The organism is Kitasatospora sp. NPDC001527 (genome assembly GCF_040298605.1).
Lineage (GTDB): Bacteria > Actinomycetota > Actinomycetes > Streptomycetales > Streptomycetaceae > Kitasatospora.
Map to the genome: position 1 here is coordinate 87,231 of NZ_JBEPAM010000021.1, position 17,553 is coordinate 104,783.

Annotated in this window: 14 protein-coding genes; 9 read left to right on the top strand and 5 right to left on the bottom strand. The window is 75.4% G+C overall.

Features of this window, described 5'->3' with window-relative positions; all coding sequences use genetic code 11:
- Window positions 1-81 precede the first annotated feature (81 nt).
- Window positions 82-1,446 carry a threonine/serine exporter family protein gene (locus ABT238_RS20455; RefSeq protein WP_350565520.1) on the bottom strand — a complete coding sequence of 455 codons (1,365 nt, stop codon included), beginning with the start codon at window positions 1,444-1,446 and terminating at the stop codon, window positions 82-84.
- 514 nt (window positions 1,447-1,960) lie between these two features.
- The gene (locus ABT238_RS20460; protein ID WP_502891454.1) at window positions 1,961-3,274 is read right to left on the bottom strand and encodes an amidohydrolase; all 1,314 of its coding nucleotides are present in this window, start codon (window positions 3,272-3,274) and stop codon (window positions 1,961-1,963) included.
- Window positions 3,275-3,344: 70 nt separating this feature from the next.
- Here ABT238_RS20460 and ABT238_RS20465 point away from each other — a divergent pair, with 70 nt between their 5' ends.
- The 5 genes from ABT238_RS20465 (at window position 3,345) to ABT238_RS20485 (ending at window position 7,420) form a co-directional block, all read left to right on the top strand.
- Window positions 3,345-3,836, top strand: a complete 492-nt coding sequence (locus ABT238_RS20465; RefSeq protein ID WP_350772503.1) for an HPP family protein — start codon at window positions 3,345-3,347, stop codon at window positions 3,834-3,836.
- Window positions 3,837-4,013: 177 nt separating this feature from the next.
- Window positions 4,014-4,631 (top strand): ankyrin repeat domain-containing protein, encoded by a 618-nt coding sequence (locus tag ABT238_RS20470; protein ID WP_350772513.1) that lies wholly within the window; start codon window positions 4,014-4,016, stop codon window positions 4,629-4,631.
- A complete protein-coding gene (locus ABT238_RS20475) occupies window positions 4,628-5,824 on the top strand; it encodes a YncE family protein (RefSeq protein ID WP_350772523.1) in 1,197 nt (398 codons plus the stop codon). The genes ABT238_RS20470 and ABT238_RS20475 overlap by 4 nt, the downstream gene beginning before the upstream one ends.
- 67 nt (window positions 5,825-5,891) lie before the next feature.
- Window positions 5,892-6,629 (top strand): hypothetical protein, encoded by a 738-nt coding sequence (locus tag ABT238_RS20480; RefSeq protein WP_350565512.1) that lies wholly within the window; start codon window positions 5,892-5,894, stop codon window positions 6,627-6,629.
- Complete coding sequence (locus tag ABT238_RS20485; protein ID WP_350772537.1) at window positions 6,626-7,420, top strand: helix-turn-helix domain-containing protein; 795 nt, start codon at window positions 6,626-6,628, stop codon at window positions 7,418-7,420. The genes ABT238_RS20480 and ABT238_RS20485 overlap by 4 nt, the downstream gene beginning before the upstream one ends.
- Before the next feature lie 55 nt (window positions 7,421-7,475).
- Here the strand turns inward: ABT238_RS20485 and ABT238_RS20490 are convergent, their stop codons facing one another.
- Both ABT238_RS20490 and ABT238_RS20495 read right to left on the bottom strand, forming a co-directional pair.
- The gene (locus tag ABT238_RS20490; protein ID WP_350565508.1) at window positions 7,476-8,063 is read right to left on the bottom strand and encodes a hypothetical protein; all 588 of its coding nucleotides are present in this window, start codon (window positions 8,061-8,063) and stop codon (window positions 7,476-7,478) included.
- A 384-nt stretch (window positions 8,064-8,447) separates the two neighbouring features.
- On the bottom strand, window positions 8,448-10,118 hold the full coding sequence (locus ABT238_RS20495; RefSeq protein ID WP_350772558.1) for an ABC-F family ATP-binding cassette domain-containing protein: 1,671 nt from the start codon (window positions 10,116-10,118) through the stop codon (window positions 8,448-8,450).
- A 245-nt stretch (window positions 10,119-10,363) separates the two neighbouring features.
- Between ABT238_RS20495 and ABT238_RS20500 the strand changes: the two genes are divergently transcribed.
- Window positions 10,364-10,999, top strand: a complete 636-nt coding sequence (locus tag ABT238_RS20500; protein ID WP_350565504.1) for a TetR/AcrR family transcriptional regulator — start codon at window positions 10,364-10,366, stop codon at window positions 10,997-10,999.
- On the top strand, window positions 10,996-11,760 hold the full coding sequence (locus tag ABT238_RS20505) for a glucose 1-dehydrogenase (RefSeq protein ID WP_350565503.1): 765 nt from the start codon (window positions 10,996-10,998) through the stop codon (window positions 11,758-11,760). The genes ABT238_RS20500 and ABT238_RS20505 overlap by 4 nt, the downstream gene beginning before the upstream one ends.
- A gap of 60 nt (window positions 11,761-11,820) precedes the next feature.
- Here the strand turns inward: ABT238_RS20505 and ABT238_RS20510 are convergent, their stop codons facing one another.
- Window positions 11,821-13,086: a cytochrome P450 family protein gene (locus ABT238_RS20510; RefSeq protein ID WP_350772588.1), complete on the bottom strand. Its 1,266-nt coding sequence runs from the start codon at window positions 13,084-13,086 to the stop codon at window positions 11,821-11,823.
- A gap of 356 nt (window positions 13,087-13,442) precedes the next feature.
- Here ABT238_RS20510 and abc-f point away from each other — a divergent pair, with 356 nt between their 5' ends.
- The gene (gene abc-f / locus ABT238_RS20515) at window positions 13,443-15,077 is read left to right on the top strand and encodes a ribosomal protection-like ABC-F family protein (protein WP_350772607.1); all 1,635 of its coding nucleotides are present in this window, start codon (window positions 13,443-13,445) and stop codon (window positions 15,075-15,077) included.
- A 202-nt stretch (window positions 15,078-15,279) separates the two neighbouring features.
- On the top strand, window positions 15,280-17,538 hold the full coding sequence (locus tag ABT238_RS20520) for an MMPL family transporter (protein ID WP_350772626.1): 2,259 nt from the start codon (window positions 15,280-15,282) through the stop codon (window positions 17,536-17,538).
- Window positions 17,539-17,553: the final 15 nt, after the last annotated feature.

A 17,553-nucleotide genomic window follows, 5' to 3' on the forward strand; every position in this document is an offset into this window, starting at 1 on the left:
GAACATGAAGAATTTTTCAAGTCGCTGATTGCGGGGGCTCCGGATCCGGACAGTAGCGGCCACGGCGGACCGGCGCGCCGCTCAGCGGCGGTGGCGCCCGCGCCGGCCCCGGCGGCGCGGTGGCGGGGTCGGGGTCGGCAGGAAGAGCCGGGCGGCCTCCCGCCCGAGATTGACGCCGATGGCGAGCGCCATCGCCATGACGCAGGCGTGCGCCACACCGCGCAGGCCGGCCTCGGCGTCGCCGCGCACGAAGGCGAGCAGGGCGAAGTAGAGCACCGAGCCGGGCAGCAGCGGCCCGAGCGCCGCGGTCACGTGCGGCAGCGCGGAGGTGCCGCGGTGGCGGGCCATCACCTGGCCGGACAGGCCGACCAGGCCGGCGGCCAGGGCGGTGGCCGCGACCGGCTGCTGTCCGGCGCCGACCAGCACGCCGTACGTCGTCCAGCCGGCCGTGCTGTTCAGCATGACCGCGGGCAGCGCGCCCGGCTCGGTGTTCAGCATCACCGCGAAGGCCAGGGTGACCAGGACGGCCGCCACGAGCTGGAGCGGCGGGTTCGACACGCCGACCGGGAGCTCCCGGGCCGCGAGGTCCGCGCCGTTGTTGATGCCGACGTAGAGCACCGCCGTCACCCCGATCACCACGCCGCTCACCAGGTACAGCGCCTCGAGCATCCGGGCGGCGGCGGTGAGGTAGCAGCCCGCGAGCCCCTCCTGGGCGGCGGCGACCAGCCGCCAGCCCGGCAGCAGCGCGTACAGCCCGCCGGTGATCACCGCCGAGCCGCGCAGCTGCAGACCGTTGAAGGACAGCAGGATGCCGATCAGCGCGGCCGGTGTCGCGGCCACCGCGAACTGGTAGAACTCCGGGAGGTCGTGGCGCGCCACCAGCACGGCGAGCCGGTCGCCCACCAGGGCGGCGACGAAGGCGCTGGCGAACACCAGCCCGGCCCGGACGTCGGTGCGCCCGCCGACCAGCACCGTCGCCGCCCCGGCGAGCAGCCCGCAGGAGAGCGCGACCAGCCAGCCCGGGTAGCGGTGGCCGTTGCGGAGCGCGGCCGCCAGCCGGCGGTGGGCCTGCTCGACGTCGATCCCGCCCGCCGAGACCGCGGTGACCAGCCGGAAGAGCACGGCGAGGCGCGCGTAGTCACCGGACGGGCGCCGCACCGAGCGCTCGGCCGTCATCGGCGGCTCGGCCGGGCCCGACCGGTAGGACACGGCGACCCGGGTGAAGGTGACCTGCGGGTCGCACGGGTGGACGCCGTAGGCGCGCGCCACGGCGAGCATCGCCGCCTCGACGTCCTCCGCCGCCTCGCCGCTGGCCAGCAGCAACTCCCCCACCAGCAGGGCGAGGTCCAGCACGGCCGCCACCTCGGCCGGTTCCGGCCAGTCGGCGGCGGGGGGCTCGGAGAGCAGCGGGCGGTCGGCGGTGGGGGTGCGGAGCAGCGGCAGCATCCGGTCGGGCCAAGAGGTCGCGGCGGCGCCCGCGGCGGGGCGGCCCAGGGACCCGCGGGTCTGCAGCGGGACTTTGTCGGGCCGCGCCGAGGGCGCGGCGGGTGCGGAAGCCCCGGCGGGTCCGGCGGGCTCGGGCGGTGCGGCGGGCCCGGGCAGCGCGGGCGGCCCCGATGCCCCGGGCGGTCCGGACGGTCCGGCAGGTCGCGAAGGTCCGACAGATCCGCCGGGCTCGGCGCGTGGGCCCAGCTGTTCGTGTTCCGGCATCGCCGCTCCCTGGCCAGCGCCCCCCTTTCGAGTCGCCCAGTGTATGCGAACGACTACCCGCTGCGACCGCCCGGTGAACGCGCCACGCGCACGCAGGCGCACCGGGGTGGAGTGAGGGCGAACCGTTCACGCCGGTCGCGTCCGGACGCGCCGTGAACCCCGGGCCCGCCCCGTTCCGCATCCGACGCCGCTCCCCAGGCCGGGAGCACGCCGCGAACGAGCCGGGTGCGCGCCGGGAGCCGGCGGGCCGTCAGCCGAGGAGGCGGCCGTCCCGGGCGACCACCCGGCCGGCCCGGACCACCAGGTCGCGCGGCGGCAGATCGACGACGACCTGCGGGAGGCACTCCCCGGCCAGCAGCATGAGGTCGGCCGGGGAGCCGGGCCGCAGGGTGACCCGCGGCAGGTCGAGCAGGTCGGCGCCGCCGTCGGCGGCGAGCGCGAAGCAGTCCGCCAGCTCCTGGTCGGTGCGGGCGTCGGTGGTCCAGCCGAGCAGATGGGCCCGGTGCAGCATGTCGGCGTTGCCGAAGGGGCTCCAGGAGTCGCGCACGCCGTCCGAGCCGAGCCCGACCCGAACGCCGCGCGCCCGCAGTTCACGGAACGGCAGCACCTGGTGCGCCGAGGGGGCGACGGTGGTGAGGCCGACGCCGGCCCCGGCCAGCAGGTCGGCGAGTTCGGCCAGCCGCCCGCCGGGCAGCTCCGGGACGCAGAAGGCGTGGCTGACCACGACCCGGCCGGCCAGGCCCGCCGCCCTGGTCCGCGCGGCGATGTCGCGCAGCGGGTCCATGCCGCGTTCGCCCCGGTCGTGCAGGTGGACGTCGAGCCGCAGGCCGTGGCGCTCGGCCAGCTCGAAGACCAGGTCCAGCTGGGCGGGGCCCTCGCCGTCGGGCCCGCCGTCGAAGCCGGCCGGGTCGATGCCGCCGACGGCGTCGATCAGCCCGCTCGCCGCGGCCTCGGCCAGCAGGCCGCCCGCGCCGGGCGTCCGGCGGACCCCGTGCTGGGGGAAGGCGACCAGCTGGACGTCCAGCACCCCGGCCAGCCGCTCGCGGGCCTCGGCCAGTCCGGCCACCCCGGCCAGGCCGTAGGCGGGGGCGACGTCGACGTGCGCCCGCACGGCCCGGGTGCCGCTCGCGACGGCGTGGGCCAGCAGCCGGTGGGCGCGCTCGGCGAGCGGGGTGCGCTGGTGGCGGAAGAGGTCGACGTCGCCCCGCACGTACTCGGGCAGCGAGCCGGCCGGGCGCCGGCTGTACCAGGGCTCGCCCCAGGCGGTCTTGTCCGGGTGGATGTGCGCGTCCACCAGCGTGGGCAGCGCGATCCGGCCCCCGCCCTCCACGACGAGCGGCTCGGCGCCGTCCGGCAGGCCCTCGGCCAGCACGCCGTCGACGGCGACCAGGTCGACGGGCCGCTCGGCGCCGTACGGGCGGACGTTGCGGAAGACGGTGGCGGCGGGTGCGGCCATGGTGGGGTCAACCCTTCCTGCGGGCACGGGCGGTGGGGCGGTTCGGCCGCCGCCGCGGACACCGGTCCGTCCACGGAGTGTCCGACGACTGTCCAACTGATGAAACATCCCACCTTTTCTTGCAACAGTCTGTTTATCATCCCCGGGTCCCCCGTTTCCCACCCGGAGCCGTCCGCGCATGCCCACGCCGCCCACCGCCAAGCCCTCCCGGCCTCATCCGCTGCACGCCCTGCGGGCGTCCGCCTTCGCCATCGGGGCGCTGCTCCTGCTGGCCGGCATCGGCGTGGTGGTCCACCAACCGCTGCTGATACCGCCGGTCGCCGCCAGCGCGGCCCTGGTGCACGGCGCGCCCGGGCTGCCGATCTCCCAGCCGCGCAACGTGATCGGCGGTCAGCTGCTCTCCGCCCTCATCGGCTACGCCACCCTCGCCGTCACCGGCAGCACCGCCTGGGGCGCGGCGATCGCCGCCGGACTCGCGCTCGGCGCGATGATGCTCTGCCACCTCTCGCACTCCCCGGCCGTCGCCAGCGCCGTGGTCGTGGTCCTCCAGGCACCGGACGCCTGGCCGTTCCTGCCCCTGCTCGCGCTCTCCACCGTCCTGCTCGTGGCGATCGGCCTGCTCCCGGGCCGGATCGGCGGCCACCCGGTGCGCTACCCGCTCTCCTGGTGAGAACGGGCCCCGGTGGACCCCGGGGTCGTCCGATCGGATGACCCCCGGGTCCACCGGACGGCTGCGCCGGACGGGCCGAGCCACCGATTCCGCGGCGCGGTCCGATGGCGCAGGCTGGGAGCCGGCCGAGGCGCCCCCGCCCGGCCGCCGGACCGCCGCCCAGTGGAGGAGCCCCTGATGACCGATCGCGCCCCGTCCCCGGCCGACCACGCCCTGACGGCCGCCGCGCGCGAGGGCGACCCCGACGCCGCCCGCGCGGCGCTGGCGGCGGGCGCCGACGTGGGGGCGCGCGACGCCGACGGCCGCACCGCGCTGCTGCACGCCGCCCTCGCCGACGAGGTCGCCGTCGCCCGGCTGCTGGTCGCCGCCGGGGCCGACGTCAACGCCCAGGACGCCCGGCTGGACAGCCCGTGGCCGGTCACCGGGGTCACCGGCAGCATGGCGATGATGCGGGCCCTGCTCCCCGGCGGTCCGGACCTCGCCCGCCGCAACCGCTACGGCGGGGTGGCGCTCATCCCCGCCGCCGAACGCGGCCACGCCGGGTACGTGCGCGCCGTGCTCGCCGAGACCGCCATCGACGTCGACCACGTCAACGACCTCGGCTGGACCGCCCTGTTGGAGGCGGTCGTCCTCGGCGACGGCGGCGCCGCCCACCAGGAGGCGGTGGACGCCCTGCTCGCCCACGGCGCCGATCCGCTCCTGCCGGACTCCGACGGCGTCACGGCCCGCGCCCACGCCGAACGCCGCGGCTTCCGCGAACTCGCCGCCACCCTGCTCGCGGCGGAGCAGCGGTGAGCGCCCGCAGCGCCGCCGCCCGCAGCGCCCTCGGGCGGGCCGCCGCCGGCGCCGCCACGGCCCTGGTGCTGCTGGCCGCCTGCGGGGAGACCGCGCCGACGCCGCCGGCCGCGACCACGGCCGCCGTTCCCGGACCCGCCACCCCCACCACCACCGGACCCGCCACCGCGCCCACGTCGGCGCCGACCGCGCCCTCCCCCGCCCTCCTCGTCACCGACTTCGGCGCGGACACCGTCACCTTCGTCGACCCCACCGCCACCGGCCGCGCCGCCGGCCTCGGCTCCGTCCGCGTCGGCACCGCCCCGTACGGACTGGCCGTCGGCCCCGACGGCACCGCGTGGGTGGCCACCGCCGAGGGCGTCGCCGTCGTCGACACCGCCACCCGCACCCGCACCGCGCTGATCCCCCACACCACCCGCACCGGCCCCGTGACCACCGGCGAGTACCGGGGCGGCGGCATGGGCCTCGCCCTCTCCCCGGACGGCAGCCGGATCTACGTCGGCGTCAACGTGCCCGGCGGCAACGGCACCCTGGAGGTCGTCGACACCGCCACCCGCACGGTCACCCAGGTCGTGCCGGTCGGCCGCCGCCCCTTCGACGTGGACGTCTCCGCCGACGGCCGCTCCGTCTACGTCACCGACCACGACTCCTTCGACGTCACCGTGGTCGCCACCGACACCTGGCGGGCCCGCCGCGTCGAGGTCGCCCCGTACGGCACCGAGGGCGGCCTGGGCTCCTGGCTCAAGCCCCACTACACGGCCGTGCGCCCGTCCGACGGCGCGCTGCTGCTGCCCTTCGAGGGCGAGCGCCTGGCCGTCGTCGACCCGGCCACCGGCCGGGTCACCGTCGAGCCGATGACCGCCAACACCCACCAGCACGGCGTCACCGCCGCCCCCGACGGCACCCTCCACGTGGTGGGCACCGGGCCGATCGATCCCGCGACCGACGCCGGCCCCTCCCTCACCATCCGCTCCCCCGACGGCACCGAGCGCCTCGTCCCGCTCGACGGCCCGCACGAGACCGTCACCCTCTCCCCCGACGCCCGCACGGCCTACGTCTCCGGCGGCTTCACCCGCGAGGGCGGCTGGGACGGCCTCACCGTCGTCGACACCGCCACCGGCCGCACCACCCGCCTGCCCGTCGGCCACCTCCCGCTGGCCGTCGCCGTCCTCCCGGCCCCTCCCGGCGGCTGAGGCCACTGGCACCCACCGGACCGGTGGGCTTGGATGTCGCCAACGGCAACAGGGAGGCGGCACAGGCATGGAGTCCGAGCGCGAACTGGTGCGGCGGGCGCGGGAGGTGGCCGCCGCGAACGGGGGATCCCCCCTGGAGACCGCACGGTGGCTGGGGGCCGAGCTGGGACTGCCCCGGGGCGCCGGGGAGGAGCCCCACGCCCTGCGCGCGGCCCTGAGATCCATCGTCTGGCAGGCGTTCCGGATCACCTACGGCCAGGCGCAGCTCGTCCTCGCCTGGTCCGGCCTGGACCGGGGCGGACGGGTCGACGAGGCCGGGCTGGACCTGCAGGTCGGGCGGCTGCTGCCGCGCACCGAGGAACTGGACGCCGGTGTCGTCGACCGGGCGCGGTCCTCGGCCCGCCGACCCCGGCGCATGGTGCTGAAGGCCACCCAGGACGACCTGCCCGTCCGCCTGCCCGGGGAGTTCCGGCTCCTGCGGTACGGGCTCCACCGGCTCCTCGTCCTGCGCGGCCGGCCGGCGGGCCCGGGCGGTGACGGTTCGTTCCTGGACGTCGAGTTCGAGTCGATCCTCGGGATGCGGGTCCGCCCGGAGTACCGGGACCTCGTCGTCGATCACGCCCCCGCCGCGGGGACCGCCGACGGGGCGGACGCCGAGGCGGTGGCCGCGATGGACGCGCTCGTGCCCCCGACACCCGGCGGATCGTCCCGGCGGCTGCTGCTCAGGGACGGGGACGTGCGCGACTTCGTGGTCTGCCGCTCCGTCGGGGTGTACCGCTTCGACCCCCGGGAGGCCGCGGCATGACGCGGGACGGGAACACCCCGCTGCCGCCCGCCCGCCAGCGCAGGCCGACCCTCGACGAGCTCGCCGAGGAGGACAGGCGGAGGGAGCACGCCGAGACCCTGGCGCTGCGGGAGTACGCCGCGCGGCACGGTGGTTCGGTCCACGAGACGCTGCGGTGGCTGGCCGCCCGGCACGACTGCGCGTGCGGCCCGGTGGAGCGGGCGCACGAGATCGCGGTCCGGCTGGGCATCGCCTTCGACCTGGACCCGGTCGCCGCCGTCCGCGCCGCCGAGTGGAGCGGCCTCGGACCGGGCGGCACCGTCTCGGACGCGCTCCTGGCCGAGGCGGTCGGCCCCCGGTTCGTCGCACGGCCGGAGAACGTCGGGTTCGGCCCCTCGGACTTCGCCAGGATGGCCTTCCGGCAGGCCCGGAGCAGGACGCCGCTCGGCGGCGCGGAGGGCCTGACCGGAGCGGTGGGCGAACCGCTCATCGTGCTGGAGCACACCGCCGTCCTGCACACCTACGCGCCCGAGGACGGCCGGCTGGTCCTGCGGAGCCGGGACGGCCGGCCCGGGTTCGGCATGCTGGAGGTCGAGTTCCGGGGCGTGCGGGAGATGACGGTCGTGCCGCACTACGACGACGCCCTCACGATCACCGAGGCGCCGGAGCCCGGACCGCTCCGGCGGCTGCTCCTCGCGGACGGCCGGGGAGCGCGGGGCAGCGTCCGCTGCTCCTCCGTGCACCTCTACCGCTCCGAGCCCGCCGGCGCGGGCCGCGACGGGGACGAGCCGCCGGACCCCTGCGGGACCTGAGCGCCGCACCCGCGGGCGGCCGGGGCCGTTGCTCCCGGCCCGCCCGCGGGGCCGGTCAGCTGTGCGGCAGGGCGAAGTTGTAACCCTGCGCGCTGTGGGCGCCGCCCGCCGGACAGACGCCGTCGGTCGGGTAGCCCCAGAAGTACATCGAGTAGCACTTCTGGCAGAAACGCCAGTTCCGCTGCTGGGTCGGGGTCTCCGGGACGTCGTGCGGCAGGACGAAGTTGAATCCCTGCGCGCTGTGGGCGCCACCGGCCGGACAGACGCCGTCGGACGGATAACCCCAGAAGAACATCGAGTAGCACTTCTGGCAGAAACGCCAGTTGCGCTGTGCGGTGGCGGTTTCCGGGACGTCGTAGGGCAGGATGAAGTTGTAGCCCTGGGCGCTGTGGGCGCCGCCCGCCGGACAGACGCCGTCGGACGGATAACCCCAGAAGAACATGACGAAACACTTCTGACAGAAGCGCCAGTTGTTCTGCGTGGCGTTCAGCCGCGCCTGGCCGGGCGCCGGGGCGGCCTCGGCCCGGACGGCCCCTGCGGCCCCCACCAGGCCCAGCGCGGTGACGCCGACGGCGCCGCGCAGGAAGGTCCGCCGGCCGGAACCGGTGGCCGAGCGCATCGCGGACGTGTCCGACTGCTCCATTGTTCGTCCTCCGTTGAACGTGCCGTGGGAGGTGCACCGCGACTCGGGCGCGGCCCGGGAAATAATCCCGTCGGGGATTGGGGGCGTCAAGGAGGATTTCCACGGGTTTACGGTGGGGGGAATTCCACTGACCGCCGCACGACGGGCTGCGGTGGCGTACGTGGCGGATGGGGAAGGAGTTTCCGCTGAGCCGCGTGAAATCCGCGCGGAAAAGGCCCGATCACACCTTCCTTCCCGTCACGCGCGGGCGCGGAAAACCAATTCCGGGCGCACGGAAAAGGGTTCGCCTTCATCGCTTCACCGACTCGCGCCCGCGCTCCCTCCTGCCCCAGGGTCCGCCGCCCGTCCGGGAGTCGGACGGGCGGCGGCGCGGGCCAGGAGCGTTCACTCCTGCCCCGGTCCGGACAGGTCCAGGCGGGGCCAGCCGGCCAGGTCGGCGAGCATCCGCCGGTCGTGGGTGGCGACCACGACCGCACAGGCGGTGGTGGTCAGAGCCCGGGTCAGCTCGTCGACCAGGGAGGCGGACAGGTGGTTGGCGGGCTCGTCGAGCATGAGCAGGTCGGGCTGCTCGGCCAGGCACATCGCCAGGTGCAGGCGCCGCTGCTGGCCCTGGGACATGCGCCCCACCGGGGTGCGCAGCGCGATCGCGTCCAGCAGGCCCAGCCCGCTGAGCGAGGGCGCCCGCCCCGCCAGGCCGCGCGAGCGGAGCCGGTCCACGTGCGCCTCGTAGGTGCGGTGGGCGGTGTGCTCCGGGTTCCAGGCGGGCACCTCCTGGGACAGCAGGGCCACCCGCGCGCCGGGGTGCACGTGCAGGCTGCCGCCGGTGGGGCGCACCTGCCCGGCCAGCACGCCCAGGAGGGTGGACTTGCCCGCGCCGTTCGGGCCGGTCAGCAGCAGCCGGTCGCCACCACCGACCGTCACCCCGACCGGCCGGCGCAGCCGTCCGGCGACCGTGAGGTCCCGCCCGTGCAGCACCTCGCGTCCGGCCGGGGTGCGCAGGTCGGGCCAGGACAGGCTCCGGGGCGGCTCGGGCACGGTGATGCGGTGCCGCTCCAGGTCGTCCACCCGCCGGTTGAAGGCCTGCACGACCCCGGCGGCACGGGTGGCGCGCTGGTGCTTCCCGGTGCCCTTGCCCGGGTGCCACCCGGTCTGCAGGCGCCCGCGGGCCTCCTCCGCGGCCCGGGTCAGCTGGGCGTGCTCGGCCTGCTGGGCGGCGTGCTCCTGCTCCCACCGCTCCCGCTCACGGCGGCGGCCCTCGACCCAGCCGTCGTAGCCGCCGGCGTACAGGCGGGGCAGACCGTCCCGGCTCGGGTCCAGGTCCAGGAAGCCCGTGGCGACCTCGCGCAGCAGCGCCCGGTCGTGGCTGACCACGGCCACGCCCCCGGGGCGCTCGCGGAGCCGGCGTGCCAGGAAATCCAGCGCGGCGGCGTCCAGGTGGTTGGTGGGCTCGTCCAGCAGCAGCAGATCGGTGGCCGAACCCAGCACGACCGCCAGGCGCACCCGGTAGCGCTGCCCGACCGACAGGGTCGCCAGGCGCCGGTCGCGGTCGGTGCAGGCGCCCAGGCCCTCCAGGGCGACGTCGACGCGCCGTTCGGCGTCCCAGGCGTCCAGCGCGGTGGCGGCCTCCAGGGCCTGGGCGTAGGCGTCCTCCGCGCCGGGCTCGCCCTGCGCGAGGGCCCCGGTCGCGCGCTCCAGCAGGTCCAGGGCGGTCAGGGAGTCCCCGACCGCCTCCCCGACCAGGTCGCCGACGGTGCGCCCGTCCTCGGCGGGCAGGGTCTGCTCCACCAGCGCCAGGGTCCCGGTACGCGAAAGCGTGCCCTCGTCGGGCGTCAGAGCGCCGGCCAGCACGTGCAGCAGGGTGGTCTTGCCCCGCCCGTTCTCGCCGACGACGGCCAGACGGGAACCGGCCGAGACCGTCACGTCGACGCCGGACAGCACCGTGCGCTCCCCGAGCCGGACCACGATCCCCTCGGCGCGCACGTGCGCGGCGGCGCCGGCCGGAAGGGCCCGGAGCAGGGCGGGAAGAGGGGAAGAGGAAGAAGTCGTGCGAAGCATGCGTGTTCTCTCAGCTCGTCATGGAGCCGGGCAGCACGCGGGGCCGCCCGGCACAGGGCCAGGACGGCGGGCGAGAAATCCGTCGGGTTCCGCCGCCGTCAGCGGCAGAACCAGGGCTTCATGCAGAAAGAGGACACGCCCCGCAGTCTACGGCCCGCCCCCGAGCGGGAGCGAGCGATCGAGCGGGCGGACCGGAGGGCCCGACTCCGTTGCGTTTAATAATGGGCAGTATTAATCTTGCGGGCATGGCAAGGACGTCGGCGGGACACGAGACCCGCGAGAGGCTGCTGCGGGCGGCGGAGGAGCTCTTCGCCACCCGGGGCGTGGAGGCCTCGCTGACCAAGGACATCGTCCGGCTGGCCGGGCAGAGCAACCCGTCCGCCGTGCAGTACCACTTCGGCTCCCGCGAGGGCCTGCTCGACGCGATCATGGCCGCCCGGCAGGAGCGCACCGAGCGGGCGCTCGCGCCGCGCCTGGCCGGGCTCGCGGACGCGGACCCGGCGGGGCTGCTCCACGCGCTCGTCGCCGCCGAGGCCACCGAGCTGCGCACCGAGCAGGGTCGGCGCTGCCTGCGGATCTCCGCGCAGGTCAGCCACCGCAGCGGCGTCCGCACCCGCACGCCCCACCCCACCCTGGCCGGCGGCGGCTACTGGCGGCTGATCGAGCTGACCGAGGAGCGGATCTCCGCCCTGCCGGAGCCGATCCGGCTGGAGCGGCTCGACCTGGTCCTCACCCTGATCGGCGCGGCGCTCGCCGACCGCGCGCAGCAGTACCTCACCGGGGCCGAACCGCTGACGGACGAGGAGACCTTCCTCGCCGACCTGGTGGCGGTCTCCACCGCCATGCTCTTGGCCCCCGCACCCCGAAGGAGCACGTCATGAACGACCTGACCGGCAAGACCGTCATCATCACCGGAGGCGCCCGCGGCCTGGGCGCCGAGGCCGCCCGGCTGGCCGTCGCGGCCGGCGGCAACGTGGTGATCACCGACGTCCTGGAGGACGACGGCAAGGCCACCGCCGCCGAACTCGGCGAGCGGGCGCGGTTCGTGCGGCACGACGTGACCTCCGAGGAGGACTGGCAGCGCGTGGTGGACTTCGCGGTGGCGGAGTTCGGCGCCGTGCACGGCCTGGTCAACAACGCGGGCATCTCCACCGGCACCCCGCTGGTGGAGGAGAGCGTCGAGCACTTCCGCAAGGTGCTGGACGTCAATCTGACCGGTGTGTTCATCGGCATCAAGACGGTCGTCCCGGCGCTGCGCGCGGCCGGCGGCGGCTCGATCGTCAACATCTCCTCGGCGGCCGGCCTGATGGGCCTGGCGCTGACGGCCGGGTACGGCGCCTCCAAGTGGGGCGTGCGCGGCCTCAGCAAGGTCGGCGCGGTCGAGCTGGGCACCGAGCGGATCCGGGTCAACTCGGTGCACCCGGGCATGACCTACACCCCGATGACGGCCTCGGTCGGCATCCGGCGCGGCGAGGGCAACTACCCCAACACTCCGATGGGCCGCGTCGGCGAGGCCCCCGAGATCGCCACCGCGGTGGTCTTCCTGCTCTCCGACGACGCCTCCTACGTCACCGGCGCCGAGCTGGCGGTGGACGGCGGCTGGACCACCGGACCGACCGTCAAGTACGTCATGGGCCAGTGAGCCCCGCGCGCCCGCGCCGTCCCGGAGCCGTTCCGGGGCGGCGCGGGCGCGTTCCGGCCGTCAGGGGCGCGGTCCGTGCAGCAGCACGGGGAGCGTGCGGTGGCCGTTGGAGATCAGCGACTCGACGGGCCGCAGGTCGGCGCCCGGCGCGAGGACGAGGTCGGGGAAGCGCTCGAAGAGCCTGCTCAGCGCGGTGCGGCCCTCCAGGCGGGCGAGCGGGGCACCGAGGCAGAAGTGCACGCCGTGGCCGAAGGCCAGGTGGTCCTTGTCCACCCGGGTCACGTCGAAGGCGTCGCCGTCCTGGTGCCGGGAGGGGTGGCGGCCGGCCGCGGCGTAGGAGGCGAGGATCGCCTCGCCGCGGCGCACGGTCACCCCGCCCGGCAGCGCGATGTCCTCCACCGCGTAGCGCAGCGGCAGGTGGGCGACGGGCGCGTCGCGGCGCAGCGCCTCCTCGACCACGTCGTCCCAGCCGGCCTTGCCCCCGCGCACCAGGGCGAGCTGGTCGGGGTGGGTGAGCAGGTCGGCGATGCCGTTGTCGATCAGGTTCACGGTCGTCTCGTAGCCGGCCGAGACCACCAGCAGCAGGGTGTCGAGCAGTTCCTGTTCGCTCAGCCCGGCCTCGCCGCTGCCGGCCTCAGCGCTGCCGGCGCCGTCGCTCCCGGCCTCGCTCCCGGCCGCGCCGTCGCAGGCGTCGATCAGCGCGGAGGTCAGGTCGTCGCCGGGCTCACGGCGCTTGGCCGCGATCAGCTCGCCGAGCATCCCGTAGAAGGCCACCGCATTGGCCTCCGACTCCTCGGTGGTGAGCGTGGTGTCGAACGCGCCGTCCACATGGGCCCGGAAGCGGTCCACCAACTCACCGGGAAGGCCGAGGAGTTGGGCGATGACCCGGATCGGCAGCGGGTAGGCCAGGCGCTCGCGCAGGTCCACCGGCGCGCCGGGCGGCGTGGCGGCGAGCTCGTCCAGCAGGGCGTCCGTCAGCTCCTCGACGCGCCCGGCGAGCGCGTTGATGCGGCGGGCGGTGAACGCGGTGCCGACCAGCCGGCGCAGCCGCCGGTGGTCCGCGCCGTAGGCGGTGAACATGCTGCGCACGTTCACCCACAGGGCCAGCGGCCAGGCGGAGACGACCTCGGGGAACCCCGCCCAGTGCCGATGGGGGTCCTTCGACACCCGGGGGTCCTTGAGCAGCTCCTCCAGCAGGTCCGGGTCGGCCACCGCCCAGGCCTTCACCCCCAGGATGTCCACGGGCGTCGCCGGTCCGCGGGCGTGCAGTTCGGCGGTCTCGGCGTCACGGTCACGGCCGGTCGGGTCCAGCACGAGACGGTCCACGGGGCTCCTTCGGTCGGACGGCGGAGGCGTGCGGCGGCCACCGGCCGCGCACGGGAACCGAGCATGCCGCGCACGGCCCACCGCGTCGAGAGGGCCTCCCCGGCGGCGGAAAACCAACGGCGCCCGGCGGGCCGTGCTGTTATGCTGGCAAGAACGTTGATCTTCAGTCGAGGAGACCGGACATGGTGGTGGACGACGACATCTCCGGGTGATACCCGGACCGACAGGCCGCTCGCCGGTGCGTGGAAGCACCGTTGCCGCGGCCCGGTTGTCGTCCCCTCCTCCCCCTTGTCCGCCCAGGGGACAGGTGTGTCCTTCCCTGCCCCTGGAAGCCTTCACTCCGCGAGGTCGTTCCCATGTCCGGCGCTTCCGTCGTCTGCTCCAGCCTGTCCTTCTCCTGGCCCGACGACACCCCCGTCTTCCAGGACCTCTCCTTCGCCGTCGGCTCCGGCCGCACCGGCCTGGTCGCCCCCAACGGCAGCGGCAAGAGCACGCTGCTGCGGCTGATCGCCCGCGACCTCAAGCCCACCGCCGGGTCGATCACCGTGGACGGCACCCTCGGGTACCTGCCGCAGACCCTTCCGCTGACCGCCGAGCTGACCGTCGCCGAGGTGCTGGGCGTCGCCGGGATCATCCGGGCCATCGACGCGGTGGAGTCCGGGGACGTCGACGAACGGCACTTCACCACCATCGGCGACGACTGGGACATCGAGGAGCGCACCCGCGCCCAGCTGGACCGCCTGGGCCTGGCCGACCTCACCCTCGACCGCACGCTGCGCACCCTCAGCGGCGGCCAGGTCGTCTCGCTGGGCCTGGCGGGCCAGCTGCTGAAGCGGCCCGACGTGCTGCTGCTCGACGAACCCACCAACAACCTCGACCTGGACGCCCGGCACCGGCTGTACGACACCCTGGAGGACTTCCACGGCTGTCTGCTGCTGGTCAGCCACGACCGCGCGCTGCTCGACCGGATGGAGCGCATCGCCGAACTCGACCGGGGCGAACTGCGCCTGTTCGGCGGCGACTTCACCGCCTACGAGGAGGCCGTGCGGGCCGAGCAGGAGGTCGCCGAGAAGAACGTCCGCAACGCCGAGCAGGAACTCAAGCGGGAGAAGCGGGAGATGCAGCTGGCCCGCGAGCGCGCCGACCGCCGGCAGAGCAACGCCGCCCGCAACCTGAAGAACGCGGGCCTGCCGAAGATCTTCGCCGGGAACATGAAGCGCGGCGCGCAGGAGGCCGCCGGACGGGCCGGCCAGGTGCACGCCGGCCGGGTCGGCGACGCCAAGGCCCGGCTCGACGAGGCCGGGCGCGCGCTGCGCGAGGAGCAGCGGATCGTGCTGGACCTGCCGGACACCCAGGTGCCCGCCGGGCGCACCCTGTTCGTCGGCGAGGGGCTGCGGGTGCGGCTCGGCGAGAAGGAGGTCTTCACCGGTCCCGGCGTCGACCTGACCGTCCGGGGCCCCGAGCGGATCGCGCTGACCGGCCCCAACGGCAGCGGCAAGAGCACGCTGCTGCGGCTGCTCACCGGGGACCTCGTCCCCGAGGGCGGCGAGCTGCGGCGGGCCGACGGGCGCATCGCCCACCTGTCGCAGCGCCTCGACCTGCTCGACCCGCAGCGCACCGTCGCCGAGAACTTCGCCGCCTACGCGCCGGAGCGCCCGGAGGCCGAGCGGATGAACCTGCTCGCCCGCTTCCTGTTCCGCGGCGCCCGCGCCCACCTGCCGGTCGGGGTGCTGTCGGGCGGCGAGCGACTGCGCGCCACGCTGGCCTGCGTGCTGTGCGCGGAGCCGGCCCCGCACCTGCTGCTCCTGGACGAGCCGACCAACAACCTCGACCTGGTCAGCGCCGGGCAGCTGGAGAACGCCCTGAACGCCTACCGCGGCGCCTTCGTGGTGGTCAGCCACGACGAACGCTTCCTGGACGGGATCGGCATCACCCGCCGGCTGCGGCTCGCCGAGGGCGAGCTGCGGGAGACCGCGGCCCCGGCGCACTGACGGTCCGTCCGCCGGGGAGGGTACCGCCCCTCCCCGGCGGCCGCCGCGCACCGGGGGCGCCGGGTACCCGGGGCACCGCGCACCTGGGCACCGCGCACCGCCGACGGGGCGACTACCCGCCGGTACCGGTGCGCGGGGCGGCCCGCGGGGAACGCTGCGCCGGATCGGCGCACAGCCGCGCCAGGAGACCCGGGAGCCGTCCATGCCGCCGTCCGACCGCCGCTCCTCGCCGGCCGCCGCGCCGACGGCCAGACGCGCGGGCCTTCGCCGGCTGGGCGAGTGGTGCGCGCGCCACTCGCTGCTGGTGATCGTGCTGTGGATCGTGGCGCTGGCCGCCGTCCAGGCCGCCAACAAGACGGTCGGCGGCACCTACTCGGACGACTTCTCACTCCCCGGCACCCAGGCCCAGCAGGGCAAGGACGTGCTGCAGGCGCACGAGCCGGCCGCCGCGGGCACCAGCTCCCAGGTGGTGCTGCACGACGCCCAGCCGCTGACCGGCTTCCAGCCACAGATCAGCCAGGCCGTCTCCGCGCTGGGGCAACTGCCGCACGTACTGGGCGCGCAGAGCCCGCTGCCGCCGCCGGGGCAGCCCGCGCCGCCCGGCGGACCGCTCGCCGCCGACGGGCTGACCGGCTACATCACCGTCCGCTTCGACACCAACCCCACCCTGCTCGGCGAGGACTACCTGGCGGGCGTGGACGCCGCCGTCGCCCCGCTGCGGTCCGCCGGGGTGCAGGTGGAGTACGGCGGGCCGCTGGGCGAGCTGGCCAGGCCGGCGCCGGACGACCGGTCCAGCGAGGCGATCGGCTTCGCGGTGGCGATCGTGGTGCTGCTGGTGGGCTTCGGCAGCCTGGTGGCGGCCGGACTGCCGCTGCTGACCGCGCTGTTCGCGGCGGTGGTCGGCCTCGGCGTGCTCGGGCTGATCGCGGCCCTGTCCACCTTCGCGACGGTCGCGCCGACGCTGGCGACCATGATCGGCATCGGCGTCGGCATCGACTACGCGCTGTTCCTGCTCACCCGGCACCGCCAGAACCTCATGGACGGCGTGGACCCGGTCGCCTCCGCCGGGCAGGCGGTGGCCACCAGCGGCCGCGCGGTGCTGGTCTCCGGCTGCACCGTGATCATCGCGCTGTCCGGGCTGTCGGTCTCCGGAATCTCCTTCATCGCCAAGCTCGGGGCCGCCGCCGGCGTCACCGTGGTGTCGGCGGTGCTGGGCGCGCTCACCCTGCTGCCCGCCCTGATGGGCATGATGGGCCGCCACATGGACCGCGTCTCGGTCCGCCACCCGATCGCCGAGACCGGCGGCGCCGGGGGCGAGGAGACCACCGGTGCCTGGCACCGCTACGCCCGGCGGGTCGAGGCGCACCCCTGGCGCTTCCTGGTCGCGGGCGTGGTGGTGCTCGGGGTGCTGGCGATCCCGCTGTTCTCCATCCAGCTCGGCCACATCGACGACGGCGCCGACTCCACCGACTTCACCGACCGCCGCGCCTACGACCTGATGTCACAGGCCTTCGGCCCCGGGTCCAACGGGCCGCTCACCCTGGTCGTCGACCAGAGCGCCGTGGCCGCCGGCGAGCGCCCCGCCGTCCAGGCCTCCGTGCAGCAGGCCCTCACCGGCCTGCCCGGCGCGGCGAGCGTCAGCCCGCTGCAGACCAGCCCGGACGGCGTGGTGCTCTTCGACACCGTCGTCCCGACCACCGCGCCCCAGGACCGCGCCACCACCGACCTGGTGAACCGGCTGTCGGACACCGTGCTGCCGGACGCGGTGGCCGGCACCGGCGCCGAAACCTACGTGACCGGCAACACCGCGGCCCAGGTGGACTTCCTGAACATCGTCTCCAGCCGGCTGGTGCTGATCATCGCGGTGGTGGTCGGGCTCGCCTTCCTGATCATCCTCGCCGTCTTCCGCGGCCTGCTGGTCGCCGTCAAGGCCGCCGTGCTGAACCTGCTGTCGATCGCGGCCTCGTACGGGGTCGTGGTGGCGGTCTTCCAGTGGGGCTGGGGCGGCCCGGCGCTCGGGGTGGCCGGGAAGGTGCCGATCGAGAGCTACGTGCCGATGATGATGTTCGCCATCGTCTTCGGGCTGAGCATGGACTACGAGATCTTCCTGCTCTCACGCGTCCACGAGGCGTGGCTGCGCACCGGCCGCCCGCACGACGCCGTCGCGCACGCCCTGGAGATCACCGCCCGGGTGATCTCCTGCGCCGCGCTGATCATGGTCAGCGTGTTCGCCGCGTTCATCGTCAGCGACAACATCGTCATCAAGATGATGGGCCTCGGCCTCGCCGTCAGCGTGCTCGTCGACGCCACGGTCGTGCGCCTGCTGCTGGTGCCCGCCGTGATGACCCTGCTCGGCGCCGCCGCCTGGTGGACCCCGCGCTTCCTCGACCGGATCCTCCCCCACATCGACACCGAGGGCGAGGGCGAGAAGGTCCAGGAGCGGCCGTCCCAACGGATCTGACCGCCTGTTAGCCTG

What these genes read in the sequence shown, in the direction of transcription:
- ABT238_RS20460 (WP_502891454.1), bottom strand. Translation starts at nt 3,274, where the DNA reads ATGTTTCATCAGTTGGACAGTCGTCGGACACTCCGTGGACGGACCGGT.
- ABT238_RS20520 (WP_350772626.1), top strand. Translation starts at nt 15,280, where the DNA reads ATGCCGCCGTCCGACCGCCGCTCCTCGCCGGCCGCCGCGCCGACGGCC.
- ABT238_RS20470 (WP_350772513.1), top strand. Translation starts at nt 4,014, where the DNA reads ATGACCGATCGCGCCCCGTCCCCGGCCGACCACGCCCTGACGGCCGCC.
- abc-f (WP_350772607.1), top strand. Translation starts at nt 13,443, where the DNA reads ATGTCCGGCGCTTCCGTCGTCTGCTCCAGCCTGTCCTTCTCCTGGCCC.
- ABT238_RS20485 (WP_350772537.1), top strand. Translation starts at nt 6,626, where the DNA reads ATGACGCGGGACGGGAACACCCCGCTGCCGCCCGCCCGCCAGCGCAGG.
- ABT238_RS20505 (WP_350565503.1), top strand. Translation starts at nt 10,996, where the DNA reads ATGAACGACCTGACCGGCAAGACCGTCATCATCACCGGAGGCGCCCGC.
- ABT238_RS20495 (WP_350772558.1), bottom strand. Translation starts at nt 10,118, where the DNA reads ATGCTTCGCACGACTTCTTCCTCTTCCCCTCTTCCCGCCCTGCTCCGG.
- ABT238_RS20480 (WP_350565512.1), top strand. Translation starts at nt 5,892, where the DNA reads ATGGAGTCCGAGCGCGAACTGGTGCGGCGGGCGCGGGAGGTGGCCGCC.
- ABT238_RS20490 (WP_350565508.1), bottom strand. Translation starts at nt 8,063, where the DNA reads ATGGAGCAGTCGGACACGTCCGCGATGCGCTCGGCCACCGGTTCCGGC.
- ABT238_RS20455 (WP_350565520.1), bottom strand. Translation starts at nt 1,446, where the DNA reads ATGCTGCCGCTGCTCCGCACCCCCACCGCCGACCGCCCGCTGCTCTCC.
- ABT238_RS20500 (WP_350565504.1), top strand. Translation starts at nt 10,364, where the DNA reads ATGGCAAGGACGTCGGCGGGACACGAGACCCGCGAGAGGCTGCTGCGG.
- ABT238_RS20465 (WP_350772503.1), top strand. Translation starts at nt 3,345, where the DNA reads ATGCCCACGCCGCCCACCGCCAAGCCCTCCCGGCCTCATCCGCTGCAC.